Origin of the sequence: Listeria swaminathanii, assembly GCF_014229645.1 — a bacterium.
Lineage (GTDB): Bacteria > Bacillota > Bacilli > Lactobacillales > Listeriaceae > Listeria > Listeria swaminathanii.
In genome coordinates this window covers 270818-288473 of the sequence record NZ_JAATOD010000002.1, presented here as the reverse complement: position 1 = coordinate 288473, position 17656 = coordinate 270818, and the positions used below count along the sequence as shown (strand labels likewise).

The window sequence follows — 17656 nt, the reverse complement described above, 5'->3', positions numbered from 1 at the left end:
GCGACTGCCCGGAATGGAAATATTTTAGGGTAGTTTTTTTGTGAAGTGGGGTTTTCGAGGATGTATTTTTTATATGTGGGAATTTTTGGTGCGTTAGGTGGAATGTGCCGTTATGCAATGAATTTATGGCTTGGTGGTGGGAGTTTTCCTTATGCGACTGTGGCTGTTAATTTGATTGGTTGTTTTTTATTGGCTTTTCTCATGCAATTTTTGGCGGAGAAATCGCGCATTTCTTTGGTGCTTTTGAATGGGATTGGGACTGGATTTATTGGCGCTTTTACGACGTTTTCCGCTTTTAGTGTGGATACGATTCAACTTTTGCAAAATGGTGAAGTGGTTTTGGCGGGAATTTATGTGTTGGTCAGTTTGCTTGGTGGGCTAATTATGGTGAAGATTGGCAGGCTACTTAGTGATAGGTTGTTGAAACGAGGTGCGCATCATGTTCATTAATTTCATGTTAGTTGGTTTTGGTGCGGGGCTTGGCGCGATGCTACGATACGGGATTTCGGTTTTTGTTAAAAGTAAATGGAAGACGAACTTTCCATACGCGACATTTTTCATTAACGTTACTGGTTCATTTTTGCTAGGTTTTCTGGTATCTTCTGCGTTAGGGCCTGACTGGCAGCTGTTTCTTGGCACTGGTTTTATGGGCGGATATACGACATTTTCAACGTTCAAAGTGGAAAGTATGGAATTAAAATGGAAGACGAATTATCGCGTACTGTTTTCGTATTTAGGCTGTACGTATGTGTTTGGCTTAGCAGCAGCTTTTGTCGGAATAATGATGGGTGTATAAGAATTGTTTAAGAAACGAAGAAAACGATTGCCTGTATTTCCGCTAAATGCTATGCTAGAAAGAACGAAAAGCTTCGGAGAGGACGAGAGAGCGCGATGACAGGTTTTAGAAAAATAATGTTGCCGGTTTTGCTAGTTGTACTATTTTTGGCGGGCTGTAATAAGGAAGAAGTTCCTGCTTTAGTCCTTGATGGAACCGTGACGGACACTAGTTTACTGGAGAATAATAAGCAGCTAACGGTCAATGGGACGTTAACATGGAATGGCGAAAAAAATAATTATGCCAGCGAGTTGATTATCACGGTAAGTAGCAATACAACAGTGACAAACGCAACTACCGGTAAAACGATGAAATTGATGGATATTAAAGATGAAGATACTATTAGAGCCGTATTTCCACAAGGGACAGATATTACTTCACCAGCCCCAGGAAAAGTGTCTGAAAATGCTACTTCTATAAAAGTGACTCCAAAATAAAAGCGTGCCTTTCTCAAAAGGGACGTTTTTTTTGATATAATTTGTGACAGACTTATGAACTATTAGGAAATTGGCTTGTTTTCAGTACTTCTACTGTGTTAATTTTAATGTATCAACTAAGTAGGAGGAGAACAATGAAAAAAGGGATTTTACTTTCAATTCTGTTAGTTTTAGCATTAGTAATTAGTGCATGTGGGGAAAGCGCAGAAGAAAAAGCAGCAAAAACACCACAAGGGAAATTTATTCAAACATTAAAAAATGGGAAAAATACTCCAGATAAGTCTACATATACAACTACGATGGGTGTAACGGATATTCAAGTACCGAAAAGTAACACTAGCGCTCAAACGTTAGGTATCCTAAAAGACATTAAACTATCAGTAACAACTTCAACGGATAAAAAAGCCAACAAGACAGAAACAAAAGCCAATATAAAATCTACGAATAACATGTTACCATTTTCCATGGATTTAGATGTTTTATCAGATTTAGAGTCAGGAAATTCATATATTCCACTTAAATCTATCGTTAAACCAGATGCGTCATTACTTAGCTTTTTAGATCAAGCAACAGGTGGCATGTGGTCTAAAATTGACACAGAAATGCCTGGTTTGAAAGATAAGTATATTAGTACAGAAGAAGTAGCGAGCTTATTAACAGATGGCACTGAAGTGAAGATTGATGAAAAAGCGTATGAAGGTGCTAGAAAAAACATCAATGAAAAAACATCAAAACTATCAGAAGACTATTTCCAAGGTTTGGAAAAAGATCGTTTTAAAGAAGCAGAGGACGGTACAATCACGGTTTCACTTAAAAAAGAAGATGTTGTAAAATTACTAACAGAACTTCGTGAATTAATGAATGAAGAAGCAGTAAAAGCGGATTTCAAAGTAATGCTAGAAAGCCAAGGTTCAGAGCAAGTAAAAGACTTTGACAAGCAGTATAGCGAGCTGACAACAAGCCTTAAAACGGCTGCTGATAAGTTGCTAGATGATAAAAAACTAATGATTAATTTCGATATTGCTGTAAAACCAGGAAAAGATAATACATTAGATACATTAACTATTAGCGCAAAAGTAGAAGATACATTAAACAACACGGATCCTGAGTCCATAAGTTTTAAAATAGAAACAAAAGCGGAAAAATTTGTTCCAATTGCTGATTTCCCAACAAAAGAACAAGTTCTTTCTAAAGAAGAGTTAACTTTAATTATGAGCGATTTTGCAAAACAAATGTATATTAACAGTGGAGTTTATTAATTCAAAGAAAAGACGCAGCGGCTTAGGTCGTTGCGTTTTTTTGATTTTTATTTTGGCGCAGCTTTGTGGTATGATATGTAGAGAAAATGATGGACGGGTGAGCTAATGGAATTCGAATTAATAATGACAAGTGAAGCAGAGACAAGACTTCGCGCAAAACAACTTGGAGAACGACTGGCAGCTGGAGACGTGATTTTACTTGAAGGTGATCTCGGCGCTGGAAAAACTACTTTTACAAAAGGACTTGGTGAAGGTCTTTTGATTCCGCAAATGATTAAAAGCCCGACATTCACTATTATTCGCGAATATAAAAAAGGGCGCTTGCCACTTTATCATATGGATGTATACCGCTTGGAAGATGCTTCGGCTGATGAACTTGGCTTGGAGGAGTATTTCTACGGAGCGGGTGTTAGTGTGGTTGAATGGGCGCAGTTTGTTCGCGAAGATTTGCCAGAAGAATACTTGGAAATTAAGCTTTTTCATATAGATGAGAATACGCGTAAAATGGTTGTGAAGCCAGTTGGGGAAAGGTACGAGCAACTTGCGATGGAGGTTTTTGGGAAATGATACTTGGGATGGATACGTCTTCAGATACGATGACGATAGCGCTTTTTAATGATGGGCTAGTTATCGGCGAATATACAACGAATTTGAAAAAAAATCATAGTGTACGCTTACTTCCGGCGATTGCTGCTTTAATGGAAGAATGCGGTGTAAAAACGACAGACTTAGAAAAAATTGCTGTGGCAAAAGGGCCGGGTTCTTATACTGGACTACGAATTGGCGTAACGGTTGCGAAAACAATGGCCTGGGACGCGGGAATTCCGATTGTAGGGATTTCTTCTTTGGCGCTTTTAGCGGAAAATGGCTTGTACTTTTCTGGAAAAGTGGTAGCTTTGATGGATGCGCGCCGTGGGAATGTATACGCAGGTGTTTATCAAGCAAGCCAAGGTGAAATGAAGAATGTTGTAGCGGATGGTCATATTGCGCTTGTCGAATTAGTGGAGCAATTTACTCAAAGTGACGATGCGATTTTATTCGTCGGAACGTTGACGGAGCAAATTCAGCTGGCGGTGACGGAAATTCTTGGTGAACGGGCGATTTTTGCTCAGGCGGATTACACGTATTCGCGGGCTAGTTCGCTTGTAAAATTAGCGGAGAACTTGGACGGCGAACCAGCGGACAATTTTGTCCCAGACTATTTAAAATTGGCAGAAGCGGAAAGCAAATGGTTGGAATCGAGGGGTTCTGAGTGAGTTTGGAAGAATCCTTATTATTTCGAGAAGCAACAGTGGCTGACTTAAAAAGTATTATGAATGTGGAAAATGCTGCATTCACGGTACCTTGGACAGAAGCGGCTTTTCGGAATGAATTTATTATTAATCAATACGCTTATTATTTACTTGCGGTTCATGAGGAGCAGGTAGTAGGTTATGCGGGTGTTTGGCTCGTTTTAGATGAAGGGCACATTACGAATATTGCGATTCATCCAGATTATCAAGGCAATCACTACGGCGAGGCACTTTTGCGGGAAATGATTCGGGTTGCGAAAGAGCGGGGCATTGTTCGGATGACGCTCGAAGTTCGCGTATCCAATGATGTAGCACAAGGACTGTACAAAAAATTAGGATTTCAAGACGGCGCCATTCGGAAAAACTATTATCCGGATACGAAAGAGGATGCGCTAGTGATGTGGGTGGACTTATGAAAAAAAATACATTAATTCTTGGGATAGAATCTAGCTGTGACGAAACAGCTGCTTCTATTGTGAAAAATGGTAATGAAATTATATCGAGTGTAGTAGCTTCGCAAATTGAAAGTCATAAACGATTTGGCGGGGTTGTTCCTGAAATTGCATCAAGACATCACGTGGAGCAAATTACGCTTGTGATTGAAGAAGCTTTAAAACAGGCGAATGTGACGATGGATGATTTAGACGGGGTCGCTGTGACAGAAGGGCCAGGTCTAGTTGGCGCACTGCTTATCGGTGTGAACGCAGCCAAAACGCTCGCTTTTATGCACAATTTACCTTTAGTTGGCGTGCATCATATCGCTGGCCATATTTATGCAAATCGCTTTGAAACAGAATTCAAATTTCCATTGTTATCGTTAGTTGTCAGCGGTGGACATACCGAACTTGTTTTAATGAAAGCTGATAATGAGTTCGAAATTATCGGTGAAACAAGGGACGATGCAGCTGGCGAAGCTTATGATAAAGTGGCGCGTACGCTTGGTCTCGCTTATCCGGGCGGCGTACAAATTGACAAACTTGCCAAAGACGGCGAAGATACTTTTCATTTTCCGCGTGCGATGATGGACGATGGTTCATTTGATTTTAGTTTTAGCGGCTTGAAGTCTTCTTTTATTAATACGCTCCACAATTTAAGACAGCGCGGCGAAGAGCCAGATCCAAACGATATGGCAGCGAGTTTCCAAGCGAGTGTGGTAGATGTTTTAGTAAGTAAAACGATTCGCGCGGCTAAAGAGTGCGATGTGAAACAATTGCTTCTTGCGGGAGGCGTTGCAGCGAATCAAGGTTTAAGAGAACGACTTATTCAAGAAGTAAAACTAGAACTTCCTGATACCGAACTAATTATTCCACCGTTATCGTTATGTGGCGATAATGCGGCAATGATTGCTGCTGCTGGGACAGTGAGTTTCTTGCAAGGAAAACGTAGTAATTATGATATGAACGCAAATCCGGGATTATTACTGGAAGATATATAAAAAAGCGCGCGGGATTTTTCGTTCCGCACGTTTCGGACTGCAGTGAAAGTGAACAATTACTTTCGCTGCAGTTTATTTTTATTAGATTTATTCAAGGTTAATTTTCCGATTATGCCTCTAAAATACAACTTTCGCACCAACTCTTTTTCTAAAGATACTGGCATGCTATAATTGTGAAGCAAGCAAGTTTATGGTGGTGCACCAACCTTTTTCATCCGGAAAGTAGGTGGTGCTTATGTTATTTTTAGGCGTTACCTGGAAAGGATAAACGTGTGACTGTTTTCGAGAGTCTTACGCTAATGATTGCTTTTGCAGTCTTAATCGTAACGATCATGAACAGCAAAAATGACAAAAAATAAAAACCACTCATAAGCCTGACAGCTAGTGGTTTTTAAATAAATCATATAAAAGGTTGTCACCATCTTAAATGGTGTTTGCAAGGGAGTCATGTTGACGCATGGCTCTCTTTTCATTTATATGGTAACACATTTAGTCATTATTTACCAATTTTTTCCTTCCTAACTGATAGCATCTAGTTCCTAGAGGATAACTGCTTTTCACATCGTTTTATTTAAAAATTGGCGTACTTTTTCTTCATATGTTTTTGGATCAACTGTAAATGCTTGACCGTGTTCGGCGCCTTTGACAATCCATTTTTCTTTATAGCTATTTGTAGCGTCATAAAGTTCGTCCACCATATAAGTAGGAACGAAAGCATCTGAATCACCATGAATGTAGAAAATCGGTAAGTCTGTTTTAGCGACGGCGTCAATGGCACTTGCTTCGCTGAAAAAGAAACCTTCTTTTGCTTTGTTTATCAGACTAGCTGTTGGGATAATTGGGAAATTCGGCAAATGGAACATGGCTTTTAATTGATAGGAAAGCTCGGCGTCCATCGACGTATAGCCGCAATCCGCGATAACACTTTTTACTTGTTTTGGTAGCTTTTCGCCGCTTGTCATAAGGACGGTGGAGCTGCCCATGGAAACGCCGTGGAGTGCGATTTCTGTGTTGGTTCCATTTTTATCGATTACTTGATCAATCCATTGTACATAATCTTTGCGTTCGGGCCAACCGAAGCCAATATTTTCGCCTTCACTTTCTCCGTGTGCTCTGGCATCAGGCATTAAAACATTGTAACCGAATTTTTCGTGATACATCCGCGCTAGGCCAGCCATCTCGACTTTACCACTTTTGCCGCGATAACCGTGGGCTAAAATAATAGTCGTATTGGAAGGTTTATCGGCTTCTAAATAATTGGCAACGAGTTTCAAATCGTCCGCAGAGGTTTCAGTCCATTTTGCGAGATTTTGCTCTTCCATCCAAGCGACATTTGCCTCACGATTTTTCTTCGCCAGTTTGGCCGTGTCCGTTGTTTCATCTGTTGTTGCTGTGTCGTCCATGCTGGAATTGTCACGCGCTAAAGCATAACTATATAAGTAAAAACTCGCGCAAATGGTAATAATGACAAGTAAGCTAACGATAATCGAACCAGAAATAATTAAAATCTTTTTCATTGTGTGCTCCTTTTTTTATGCAGATTACATGGATTCCAGTTCTTCGCTTATGGTTTCCCATTCTTCCATGAGTTTTTCGCCGTCCGCTTTCACCGCGTCCAGCTCTTGTGTGATTTCAAGGGCTTTTTCATGGTCTTGGAAAACTTCTGGTTTGGTTAATTGTAGCTCGAGTTCGGCGATTTTTTCATCGGTTTCTTCCATGGCTTGCTCTACTTCTTCAAGTTTTCTTTTTCGTTGTCGAAGTAGTTTTTGCTGTTCTTTTTCTTCTTGGTAGTTTAATTTTCGAACGGAGGCGGTCGCTTCGACTTGTTCGCCTTTTTTGCGGCGGTCTTCAGCATCAAGTCGCGCTAGTTCTTTTGCTTCCGCTAATTTTTCTTGATAATAATCGTAATCTCCTAGGAAAACGGTCGCTTTTTCCGGGGCCAATTCGACGATTTTTGAAGCTATCCGGTTAATGAAATAACGGTCATGGGAAACGAACAAAATCGTACCTTCAAAATCGATTAAAGCTGCCTCTAAAACTTCTTTACTTTCAATGTCTAAATGGTTGGTCGGTTCATCGAGAATGAGTACATTGGCTTCAAGTAAGGTGAGTTTGGCAAGCGCGAGTCGAGCTTTTTCGCCACCGCTGAGTGATTGGACATTCTTTAACACATCGTCATCTGAAAACAGGAAATTACCAAGTGTCGTTCGGACGTTGACTTCATTTAATTCAGGATAATCATCCCAAAGTTCCATTAAAACGGTTTTGTTAGAAGTTAGTTTGGCTTGTTCTTGATCGTAGTAGCCAATTTTCACGCCAGCGCCAAAGTGAAATTCGCCGCTTAGAGCTGGGATGTCGCGAATAAGTGTTTTAAGTAGGGTAGACTTGCCGATTCCGTTTGGGCCAACGAGTGCAAGGCTATCTTGGCGTTTCATTTCGAATGTTAGATTGGATGCAATGCGCTTATCTTTCGCATATCCAATACTTAGCTGGTCTACCATTAAAACGTCTTTACCAGTTTGTTTTTCAAATTGGAAACCAAAGTGAGCGGCTTTTTCATCGCCTTGAGGTCGACCGAGCACATCCATTTTTTCTAATTGTTTTCTTCGACTTTGCGCGCGTTTCGTTGTGGATGCGCGAACGATATTTCTTGCGACAAAATCTTCTAGTTTTGCAATTTGTTTTTGTTGTTTATCGAATTCTTTCCACATTTGTTCCAGTTTGGCTTGTTTTTGACTGACAAATGAACTGTAATTTCCTTTGTAGTGATCGATTTTTGTGCGGCTGATTTCGTATACTTGGTTGACGACTTTATCAAGGAAGTAGCGGTCATGGGATACGATAAGTAGGGAGCCGTGGTAGTTTTGTAAATACGTTTCTAGCCATGCTAACGTTTCGATGTCTAAATGGTTGGTCGGTTCATCGAGAACAAGAATATCTTGTTTAGCTAGCAACAATTTGGCCAGTGCGAGCCGTGTCTTTTGCCCACCACTTAAAGAAGCAATCTCTACTTCATAATCGTCAGGATAAAAGCGCAAACCACTTAAAACAGAGCGGATTTCAGCTTCATACGTATACCCGCCAATTTCTTTAAAGGTATGCTGCAATGTATCGTAATCCGTCATCAATGCTTGATATTTTTCCGGGTCATTATATAGTTCCGGTTCGCCGAGACGAAGCTCCATTTTGCGCAAATCAGCTTCCATTTTTCGAAGTGAATCAAACACACTAAGCATTTCATCCCAAATGGTTTTGGAAGATTCTAGTCCTGTATTTTGCGCCAAATAGCCAATTTCGACGCTTTTAGGTTTGGAAATGGTTCCGCCGTCATAGCTCATTTTGCCCGCGATGATTTTAAGTAAAGTAGATTTTCCTGCGCCATTTCTGCCAACTAAAGCAATTCGGTCACCAGTTTTTACTTCTAATTTAATATTATCTAAAATTACTTCTGCACCGAAGAATTTAGAAATTTGCTGAACTTGTAATAATATCATAATCTCTCTCCTCGAACGTTCTCCCTACTAGTTTATCTTAAAAGCCAAGTAATCGCAATGAGATAGCCAATTGTTCACGAATCGGTTAGTTTGTGAAAACACTCGCATTATTTGTGATTTTAGCGTAGAATAGAAAAGAAGGACTGCACCGGATATTTTGCGGGACAAAACCTTACTTGAAAGTTATGAGCAAAAAGTTTGTGCATTCCTTGTGAAATGTTTATAGTATATAAGCAAGCATGTGAAAGGAAGTACAGTTCACAAAAGCTTCAACTTCAGAAAAAATTTAAAAGAAGAAGGGACAGAAGGCATGATGGAGGAAACAACTAAAATTCCACAAGCGACAGCAAAACGCTTACCATTATATCATCGTTACTTGAAATACCTAGATGAGTCAGGTAAGGAACGAGTATCATCAGCGGAATTAAGTGAAGCGGTGAAAGTTGATTCAGCGACTATTCGACGTGATTTTTCGTACTTTGGCGCATTAGGTAAGAAAGGATACGGGTATAACGTTTCTTACATACTCGACTTTTTCAGCAAAACACTCAGTCAGGACAAACAGACAAATGTTGCACTTATCGGTGTTGGTAACCTAGGGACAGCATTATTACATTATAATTTCATGAAAAACAATAATATCAAAATCGTTGCTGCATTTGATGTAGATCCAGCGAAAGTAGGTAGTGTTCAACAAGACATTCCAATTTATCATTTAAATGATATGGAAGAAATTGTTCGTGAAAACGGTGTGGAAGTAGTTATTCTGACAGTTCCAGCTGACGAAGCACAAGTAACGGTAGATCGTTTAATCGAAGCAGATGTTAAAGGTATCCTAAACTTTACACCAGCTCGTATCAGTGTTCCAAAACAAGTTCGTGTGCACCATATCGATCTTACAACGGAATTACAAACGTTAATCTATTTCCTGGAAAATTATCCAGCGAAAACAGAATAAAAAAACCTGTAGAAGGCAAGCGAAAACTTACTTTCTACAGGTTTTTTTTACGTCTTCTCAGTCCGGTAATAATCAAGCCGATACCAATCCCAAAATCCATTAATGTCATTATAATAAGTATATATGCAAGGATATCATAACCGTATTCAGCCACACGAACAATAACGAAATATACAAATACAAGACCAAGCGCAAAATAAAGAAAACTTTGCTTAATTAATGAATTTTTCATATTATCCCCCAATAATTCCAAGACTCAAAAGCAAAACAATCGTGTTCATCAAAATATGTGCGCCCATCGAAACCGCAATCCGTTTCGTTTTCGTATAAAGGAAACAAAGAATAAGTCCGATAACAAAATAAGTCAGTAAAAAGGAAATATCCCCATGAAGCAGTCCGAAGAAAAGCGAACTAATAACCGCAGCCACATGAATATTCATTACATTGCTCAGCCCACCAAAAACCACTTTTCTAAATACAAGCTCTTCTAAAATAGGGCCCAGAATGGAAATAAAAATCAAGAAAATCGGTGCAGCTTTTGTCAAATCAACTAGTAATTCAGTATTTGCAGACGTACTCATGTCCCCAGAAATCATCGTAATAATAATGCTACAAATAATTTGCGCCACATATAATCCAATGACACCACCGATAATCCAAACGATACTAAATAGTGGTTTCGTTTTTTCACCGAGTTCAATTTTATTTTCTTTTGGTTTTCTATAAAGCATCGGAATGATAATAGCCAGCGATAAAAGATTAGAAAATATCGACCAAATAACCATTCCATAAGCCGCAGCATCTTCCGCTGAAAGGGATGTAATACTAAGTAAAATATGTTGAACAATTGGAATTCCAATAGATGCAGAGAACAGTAATAACAAATAAACTAACACAATCGTAATATAACGTTTAGCCAAAAAATACGCATCCTTTCTAAAAAACAAACTCTTGCTAAATTGCTTTAAACAAGCGGAAATAGCTCTCCTTATTGTACTCGTTATCAAGCTTTACCGCAAATAAGAATTCTTCCATTTTTTAAACGTTTTTGCTTGCAATTTTTATTCAGTTTGGTATCATAATAACTGTATTAGCACTCTGATGTGTCGAGTGCTAAAATGAAAAATGTAATTATATCAGAGGAGGTCATTTACATTGTTAAAACCATTAGGAGATCGTGTTGTAATTGAAGTACTTGAAGCAGAGGAAAAAACAGCGAGTGGGATTGTATTACCAGACTCTGCCAAAGAAAAACCGCAATCAGGGAAAATTGTTGCAGTCGGTTCAGGTCGTGTTCTAGAAAACGGAACAAGAGAAACACTTGAAGTTGCAGAAGGTGACACAGTAATTTTCGCAAAATACTCTGGAACAGAAGTAACGTATGAAGGAACTGACTATCTGATTTTACGTGAAAGTGACATTTTAGCAATTACTAAATAATTAAAAAAAGAAATAATCGGAGGGAAATATAAAATGGCAAAAGATATTAAATTTAGTGAAGATGCTCGTCGTGCCATGTTACGTGGTGTCGACCAATTAGCAAACGCAGTAAAAGTAACGCTTGGCCCAAAAGGTCGTAATGTTGTTTTAGAAAAGAAATTCGGTTCTCCGTTAATTACAAATGATGGTGTAACGATTGCAAAAGAAATCGAATTAGAAGACCCATTTGAAAACATGGGAGCAAAACTTGTATCTGAAGTTGCTTCTAAAACCAATGATGTTGCTGGGGACGGAACTACAACAGCTACCGTTTTAGCGCAAGCAATGATTCAAGAAGGCTTAAAAAACGTAACAGCTGGAGCAAACCCAGTAGGCGTTCGCCGCGGTATCGAAAAAGCCGTAGCAACAGCTATCGAAGAATTAAAAGCTATCTCTAAACCAATTGAAAGCAAAGAGTCTATCGCTCAAGTTGCAGCTATTTCTTCTGGTGATGAAGAAGTTGGTAAATTAATCGCAGAAGCAATGGAACGTGTTGGTAACGACGGCGTTATCACTATTGAAGAATCCAAAGGTTTTGCAACAGAACTAGACGTAGTAGAAGGTATGCAATTCGACCGCGGCTACACTAGCCCTTACATGGTAACTGATTCCGATAAAATGGAAGCTGTTCTTGAAAAACCATATATCTTAATCACAGATAAAAAAATCAACAACATTCAAGAAATTTTACCAGTTTTAGAGCAAGTAGTTCAACAGGGTCGTCCAATGTTAATTATCGCGGAAGATGTTGAAGGAGAAGCTCAAGCAACTCTTGTTCTAAACAAACTTCGTGGAACATTTAACGTAGTAGCAGTAAAAGCTCCTGGTTTCGGTGATCGTCGTAAAGCAATGCTAGAAGACGTAGCTATTTTAACTGGTGGACAAGTAATCACAGAAGATCTAGGCTTAGAACTGAAAACAGCTACCATTGATCAACTGGGAACTGCTAACAAAGTAGTCGTAACAAAAGATGATACAACTATCGTAGAAGGAGCAGGCGATTCCACTCAAATTAGCGCTCGTGTAAATCAACTTCGTGCGCAAATGGAAGAAACTACTTCTGAATTTGATAAAGAAAAATTACAAGAACGTTTAGCAAAACTTGCAGGTGGAGTAGCTGTTGTTAAAGTCGGCGCTGCAACTGAAACAGAACTAAAAGAACGTAAATTACGTATTGAAGATGCCCTTAACTCTACTCGTGCAGCTGTAGAAGAAGGTATCGTAGCTGGTGGTGGTACTGCCCTTGTAAGTATTTACAATAAAGTAGCAGCACTTGAAGCAGAAGGCGACGTAGAAACAGGTATCAACATCGTGCTTCGTTCTCTAGAAGAACCAGTTCGCCAAATCGCACATAACGCTGGCCTAGAAGGTTCCGTTATCGTTGAACGCTTGAAACACGAAGCAGTTGGCGTTGGTTTCAACGCAGCAAACGGCGAATGGGTAAACATGATTGACGCTGGTATTGTGGATCCAACTAAAGTAACACGTTCCGCACTACAAAATGCATCATCCGTTGCAGCACTTCTATTAACTACAGAAGCAGTTGTAGCAGACAAACCAGACGAAAACGGTCCATCAGCTGTTCCTGACATGGGAATGGGCGGCATGGGCGGTATGATGTAAGCATCGTATCAACCGAACAATTTTAAAAAGGTCTCTGAATTTTTTCAGGGATCTTTTTTTGTAGTGAAAAAATGAAAACAGACTTATAATAAAGTAAATTTTTTTAATGATCTAGGTTGCACGCCCTCGGAGGGAGTTAGCGATTAGCAGCTGTTCCATTTCATTGTGAATAAAACAACAAATTATGTTTTACCCAAAACGCCGAGGGTACTTATATACATGTAAGCTGAAAAATTTGAGGAGGGATTTTTAATGTGTACGTCAATAACTTATACAACAAAAGATCACTATTTTGGAAGAAATTTTGACTATGAACTTTCTTACAAAGAGGTTGTGGTTGTTACGCCAAAAAATTATCCGTTTCGTTTTCGCAAGGTAGAGGATATTAATCAACATTATGCGTTAATTGGTATTGCTGCTGTGATGGAAAACTATCCTTTATACTACGACGCCACCAATGAAAAAGGGCTTAGTATGGCGGGACTCAATTTCTCAGGGAATGCTGATTATAAGGAATTTGCGGAAGGAAAAGATAATGTGACACCATTTGAATTTATTCCATGGATTCTTAGTCAATGCGCAACTGTAAAAGAAGCAAGAGTACTACTGGATAAAATCAATCTTGTTAATATTAGTTTTAGTGAGCATCTGCCACTTTCCCCGCTTCATTGGTTGATGGCGGATCAAACTGAATCCATCGTGATTGAGTCTGTGAAAGATGGTCTTCGCATCTATGATAATCCAGTAGGGGTATTAACAAATAATCCAACATTTGACTACCAACTATTTAATTTAAATAATTATCGTTCGCTTTCCAGTAAAACGCCAGAAAATACTTTCTCCAGCGAAATTGATTTGGATGCTTATAGTCGCGGAATGGGTGGGATTGGTTTACCTGGTGATCTATCATCCATGTCTCGTTTTGTGAAGGCAACGTTTACCAAGTTGAATTCCATTTCAGGAGATTCTGAATCAGAAAGTATTAGCCAATTTTTCCATATTTTAGGCTCGGTAGAACAGCAAAAAGGGCTTTGTGATGTTGGTGGAGAAAAATATGAGCATACCATTTATTCCTCATGCTGCAATATTGATAAAGGCATCTATTATTATAGAACTTACGAAAATAGCCAAATTACTGGCGTGGATATGCATCAAGAGGATTTAGAGAGTCAAGAACTAGCAATTTATCCACTCGTAAATGAGCAGCAAGTGAAGATCGTTAATAAATAATTTATAGAACTATGGCAGGGAAGCTCCTTGTCGTAGTTTTTTTGTGAGGAAAACCAAATTTTGTCATGCGTTAAACAATTTTGGGACCGAAAAAGCAAGAAGCAATCTCCTAACCATTGTTATAATAAAAGAAAAGGAGATGCACTTGTTATGAGAGAGAATTCCATTATTGGTCGAGTGATTGCATTTTGTGCGATTTGCTTTGCATTTTTCAATCCGAAAACCGTGACTTATTGGCTCGGGGTGCGCGCGGAATCTGGCCCAGCTTGGTATCTTACAACAGTTGTCGCATGCGGAATTGCCGTTTATGTATTGATTGATTTAATCAAAAAAATAAAACGAAGAAAAGCGGCAGAATGAAAGTTTTCGTGGTATACTACTAGAAAAACGACTAGGAGAACGCCATGAACTGGACACGTATAAGTAGTATTTTAATAGTTGGTTTTACAGCGGTTGGGGCAATTTATGGAGGATTATCAATGGTTTTCATGCCAAGCGGTGGTCTACTATCTCTTTCAACTGGCTTACTTGATGGTTCACCGTTTGTCGATTATTTAGTACCCGGCATATTTTTATTCGTCTTTGTTGGGTTATTCCACCTAGCAGCACTAATTTACTTACTAAAAAAATTACCACGAACAAAAGAAGTCATGTTTGCCGCCGCCGCTGTTTTGGCAGTATGGATGGTTGTGCAATTACTGATTATTGGTTATGTATTTATTTTACAAATTATCTTTTTAGTTGTCGCAGCAGTCGAAATGTTCTTAGCGATACAATTGAAGAAGCAACAACAATAATACTTTAATTTATTTAATTAGGCTATTTTCCCTCTTGAAATTGATAGGGGGTGGATAGCCTAATTTTTTTGATAAATCAGAGGTTCGTGCAATTAAACTTGAAGAAATTATCAATAAAAGGATTCATTGTGAAAAAATCATCTTTTTATAGAAAAGGGATTACTTAAAAATGGACCATATCAGCGTTTTGTTGAAGCGTTGTTCGTTGTTCTGTCACATTTCACTTTGTGAATTTGTGATATAATTTTAGGGTAATATCATGAGAATTTTTAACTATATTTTTATTTGAAAGTAACAATCTAAAAATGATTGTTATTTGGATGATTTAAATTTATAGCAATTTAAGTGTTCGAATAATTGGAAAAAAATAAGGTTTCAAAGAGATAAAATATAGAAGTAGGTAGGAGAAGAGATGAAGAAAAAAGTAATTGTTTTGTTAACAGGTTTATTGTTATTAGGTGGCTGTTTCAATATAAATGAGAAAACAGAGCAGGAAAAAGCGCAAAAGAAAGCACAAGAAGGAACCACGCCCGTGCAGGATTATGTAGGGCAAGGATATTCATTTGTGGACGGGAATAAATCGGCGGAACAAGTAAAGAAACATGAAGAAGAAATCAAGCAAGAAGCGATAAACTATATGAAAGACACATATAAAACAGATGTAAAAGTAAATAATGTAGTGCCCGCGCGTAATGCGGCAGTTGTCATGGTAGAAAGTGAAGAACCTATTCAATTTCACACCTCCGTCATAGTGGGAAAAGTGATTAATAAAGAAGGCGAGTGGCTAGCTAGAAGTAATGAAGGAGAAGTAGAGAAAGCGATTATCGGGGGCTTATACGCAAAAGCATACGAAGCAGAATTTCGCCATTTAGATACTTTTGCTAAGAAGCTAGCAAAAGAAAATGATTTATTAGGACTAAGAGATGAGGCAATTGATAAAACAGCTGCAGAGGGCTATACAAGCAATCATTATTTTATTGTAGCAATGGATGTTTACTACCCAAGTGTTTATAATGCTTACCTAGCAAATCAAGGAATTTCGGCAGAAGAATTAAGGAAACTATTTCAGAAAGATGATCCGATGTATGAACATATATCCATCCCAATGGAATTTTATTCTAAAGAAAATACCCTTCCTAAACAAAAGATAGCGGATGATTTAGCGGAGAAGCTCATGCAAGAAAAGGGTTTACCTAGAGGGAATTATATGATTACAATGTATAAAAATTTCATTGTAAATCGTGTTGGTTTACCAGATGGCGAATTTGTAGGTGTAGAAGATATAATTAAATAGATAGAAAAGCATAAGAAGTACAATGAATGAAAGAGTAGAAATAAAAAAAGACCCAAAGCCGATTGCGACTTTGGGTCTTTTTTTAGTATTTACGTCTTAGAAGGAATGCGCTACTTAATAGTAACAAGCCACCTAGTACGACTAAGCCATCTGCTGAGTTATCACCAGTTTTTGGTAGGTTCGTTGTATTAGTTGTCGTTGTTGTGTTGCTTGGAGTTGCAGTTTTTGCTGTTTGTTTATCCGTAACTACTAATGTTGTATCTTTTGTTGGAGTTTGAGGTGTTGATTTATCTGTATCATTGTTTGCAGGTGTTGCGGCTGTTTCTTCTACGGTTACGGTCACTGTTTTTTCGGTTACGTTGCCATCTGCATCTGTGACTGAAATAATGATGTCGTAAGTGCCTGGTACTGCGGGATTGACGTTATTTTCGATAATAACGATTTTATCTGTGATGTCGCCATCTTCCACGTCATCTGCGGTAATGTAATCAGTTGGATCGAAGCTGCTATTTTGATCAATTACGATATCATCTACATGAATGACAGGAGCGTTATCTGCGAACCATTCAATCGGCTGCGTTACGGTTCCAGAGAAGTTCATATAGTAATTATTGTAAGTGAAGAAATGATCGAAATCGTACGTCACTTGGTTCGTGTCAGCAGCTAAATTTACAAAAGAAAGTTCTTTATTTGCAAAAGTACCGCTGTTGCTGATGTTGGCTAGTGTGACATTTTGGCCGGCAGCACCTTTGATTGGGTCGACCATCGTTAGTGATTTTTTGACTAAAGAGACACGTTGCGTTGGAAGAGTAATTGTTTGATTATCAAAATTGAGATTTCCAGCATGAGGAATATCATGTCTGAAGTAAGAAATGTTACTGATGTGATTATAGGCAAACCGGCCAGTTTTTAAATTATCTAGATTTTGAAAAATAGAAACATCGGTGATTTCGTTATTAATGAAGTCAACAGAAACAAGTGCGGCACAATTTGCTAATGGGGATAAATCAGAAATATTGTTATTATAAGCAAACAGTGATTCTAATTTAGTCATATTTTTGACGCCATCGATTTCATTTAAATTATTACTTGAAATATCTAATTCCGTTAGATTGACTAAATTGATTAATTGTTTAGTATCGGTAATTTTCGTTTCATCAATTTGAAGTTTTGTCAGTCCAGTCAAATTACTAATCGGGCTAAAGTCGCTAATATCATTATGGTTAGCGAATAGTTCTTTTAAATTAGTCGCATATTGCAAACCTTCTAGTGATGTAACATCATAACCACTAATGGAAAGTGTTTCGATTGTCGCAATTTCTGCTTGGGTTGGTTCATGAGTATCTGCTTGTCCTAATGATTGATTAATTGCAAGGCGCAAATTAGCATCCGGAACGAGCTGTGTATCCGCCTGGGCAGATAAATTAAAGCTGAGGATCATCGTTAAAGCTAGGGCAATGGTGATTAAAGTTTTTTTCATGTGTATACTTCCTCTCGATTTCTTATTTCAACTTTCATTCTAC

20 protein-coding genes and 1 pseudogene are annotated in these 17656 nt (G+C 38.4%); 16 read left to right on the top strand and 5 right to left on the bottom strand.

Annotated elements, in window-relative coordinates; translation table 11 throughout:
* The first annotated feature begins 60 nt into the window (after positions 1–60).
* The 9 genes from crcB (HCX62_RS08610) to HCX62_RS14110 all read left to right on the top strand — a co-directional run bounded on the left by crcB (HCX62_RS08610) (position 61) and on the right by HCX62_RS14110 (position 5617).
* The gene (crcB, locus tag HCX62_RS08610) at positions 61–450 is read left to right on the top strand and encodes a fluoride efflux transporter CrcB (RefSeq protein ID WP_185638471.1); all 390 of its coding nucleotides are present in this window, start codon (positions 61–63) and stop codon (positions 448–450) included.
* On the top strand, positions 440–796 hold the full coding sequence (crcB, locus tag HCX62_RS08605) for a fluoride efflux transporter CrcB (RefSeq protein WP_185638470.1): 357 nt from the start codon (positions 440–442) through the stop codon (positions 794–796). Before crcB (HCX62_RS08610) ends, crcB (HCX62_RS08605) begins: the two co-directional genes overlap by 11 nt.
* Positions 797–891: 95 nt before the next feature.
* The gene (locus HCX62_RS08600; protein WP_185638468.1) at positions 892–1272 is read left to right on the top strand and encodes a hypothetical protein; all 381 of its coding nucleotides are present in this window, start codon (positions 892–894) and stop codon (positions 1270–1272) included.
* 134 nt (positions 1273–1406) lie between these two features.
* Positions 1407–2531: an Lmo2079 family surface lipoprotein gene (locus HCX62_RS08595; RefSeq protein WP_185638466.1), complete on the top strand. Its 1125-nt coding sequence runs from the start codon at positions 1407–1409 to the stop codon at positions 2529–2531.
* Positions 2532–2636: 105 nt separating this feature from the next.
* Entirely contained in the window at positions 2637–3098 is a 462-nt protein-coding gene (tsaE, locus tag HCX62_RS08590; RefSeq protein ID WP_185638464.1) for a tRNA (adenosine(37)-N6)-threonylcarbamoyltransferase complex ATPase subunit type 1 TsaE, read from the top strand.
* The gene (tsaB, locus tag HCX62_RS08585; RefSeq protein WP_185638462.1) at positions 3095–3787 is read left to right on the top strand and encodes a tRNA (adenosine(37)-N6)-threonylcarbamoyltransferase complex dimerization subunit type 1 TsaB; all 693 of its coding nucleotides are present in this window, start codon (positions 3095–3097) and stop codon (positions 3785–3787) included. Before tsaE ends, tsaB begins: the two co-directional genes overlap by 4 nt.
* Positions 3784–4239 carry a ribosomal protein S18-alanine N-acetyltransferase gene (gene rimI / locus HCX62_RS08580; RefSeq protein ID WP_185638460.1) on the top strand — a complete coding sequence of 152 codons (456 nt, stop codon included), beginning with the start codon at positions 3784–3786 and terminating at the stop codon, positions 4237–4239. Before tsaB ends, rimI begins: the two co-directional genes overlap by 4 nt.
* Positions 4236–5258, top strand: a complete 1023-nt coding sequence (gene tsaD / locus HCX62_RS08575) for a tRNA (adenosine(37)-N6)-threonylcarbamoyltransferase complex transferase subunit TsaD (RefSeq protein ID WP_185638458.1) — start codon at positions 4236–4238, stop codon at positions 5256–5258. The genes rimI and tsaD overlap by 4 nt, the downstream gene beginning before the upstream one ends.
* A 299-nt stretch (positions 5259–5557) precedes the next feature.
* Complete coding sequence (locus HCX62_RS14110; protein ID WP_232048003.1) at positions 5558–5617, top strand: hypothetical protein; 60 nt, start codon at positions 5558–5560, stop codon at positions 5615–5617.
* Positions 5618–5815: 198 nt separating this feature from the next.
* On the opposite strand, the gene HCX62_RS08570 is transcribed toward HCX62_RS14110, so the two are convergent.
* Positions 5816–6775: an alpha/beta hydrolase gene (locus HCX62_RS08570; protein ID WP_185638456.1), complete on the bottom strand. Its 960-nt coding sequence runs from the start codon at positions 6773–6775 to the stop codon at positions 5816–5818.
* Positions 6776–6799: 24 nt separating this feature from the next.
* Positions 6800–8752, bottom strand: a complete 1953-nt coding sequence (locus HCX62_RS08565; RefSeq protein ID WP_185638454.1) for an ABC-F family ATP-binding cassette domain-containing protein — start codon at positions 8750–8752, stop codon at positions 6800–6802.
* Between the two features lie 310 nt (positions 8753–9062).
* Here HCX62_RS08565 and HCX62_RS08560 point away from each other — a divergent pair, with 310 nt between their 5' ends.
* The gene (locus HCX62_RS08560; RefSeq protein WP_003722329.1) at positions 9063–9710 is read left to right on the top strand and encodes a redox-sensing transcriptional repressor Rex; all 648 of its coding nucleotides are present in this window, start codon (positions 9063–9065) and stop codon (positions 9708–9710) included.
* Positions 9711–9737: 27 nt separating this feature from the next.
* On the opposite strand, the pseudogene HCX62_RS08555 reads toward HCX62_RS08560, so the two are convergent.
* Together HCX62_RS08555 and HCX62_RS08550 are read right to left on the bottom strand one after the other, a co-directional pair.
* Positions 9738–9942 (bottom strand): annotated as a pseudogene (locus HCX62_RS08555) (DUF4305 domain-containing protein).
* A gap of 1 nt (position 9943) precedes the next feature.
* Positions 9944–10630, bottom strand: a complete 687-nt coding sequence (locus HCX62_RS08550; protein WP_185638452.1) for a CPBP family intramembrane glutamic endopeptidase — start codon at positions 10628–10630, stop codon at positions 9944–9946.
* 235 nt (positions 10631–10865) lie between these two features.
* Between HCX62_RS08550 and groES the strand changes: the two genes are divergently transcribed.
* The 6 genes from groES to HCX62_RS08520 all read left to right on the top strand — a co-directional run bounded on the left by groES (position 10866) and on the right by HCX62_RS08520 (position 16133).
* Entirely contained in the window at positions 10866–11150 is a 285-nt protein-coding gene (groES, locus tag HCX62_RS08545) for a co-chaperone GroES (protein WP_008946501.1), read from the top strand.
* 33 nt (positions 11151–11183) lie between these two features.
* The gene (gene groL / locus HCX62_RS08540) at positions 11184–12812 is read left to right on the top strand and encodes a chaperonin GroEL (protein WP_008946500.1); all 1629 of its coding nucleotides are present in this window, start codon (positions 11184–11186) and stop codon (positions 12810–12812) included.
* 252 nt (positions 12813–13064) lie between these two features.
* Positions 13065–14042, top strand: a complete 978-nt coding sequence (gene bsh, locus HCX62_RS08535) for a choloylglycine hydrolase (RefSeq protein WP_185638450.1) — start codon at positions 13065–13067, stop codon at positions 14040–14042.
* A gap of 150 nt (positions 14043–14192) precedes the next feature.
* Entirely contained in the window at positions 14193–14402 is a 210-nt protein-coding gene (locus HCX62_RS08530) for a hypothetical protein (RefSeq protein WP_008948377.1), read from the top strand.
* Between the two features lie 44 nt (positions 14403–14446).
* A complete protein-coding gene (locus tag HCX62_RS08525; RefSeq protein WP_185638448.1) occupies positions 14447–14839 on the top strand; it encodes a hypothetical protein in 393 nt (130 codons plus the stop codon).
* Between the two features lie 412 nt (positions 14840–15251).
* Entirely contained in the window at positions 15252–16133 is an 882-nt protein-coding gene (locus HCX62_RS08520; protein ID WP_185638446.1) for a DUF1672 family protein, read from the top strand.
* Positions 16134–16215: 82 nt separating this feature from the next.
* Here HCX62_RS08520 and HCX62_RS08515 read toward each other — a convergent pair whose 3' ends face one another.
* Positions 16216–17613, bottom strand: a complete 1398-nt coding sequence (locus HCX62_RS08515) for a leucine-rich repeat domain-containing protein (protein WP_185638444.1) — start codon at positions 17611–17613, stop codon at positions 16216–16218.
* Positions 17614–17656 lie beyond the last annotated feature (43 nt).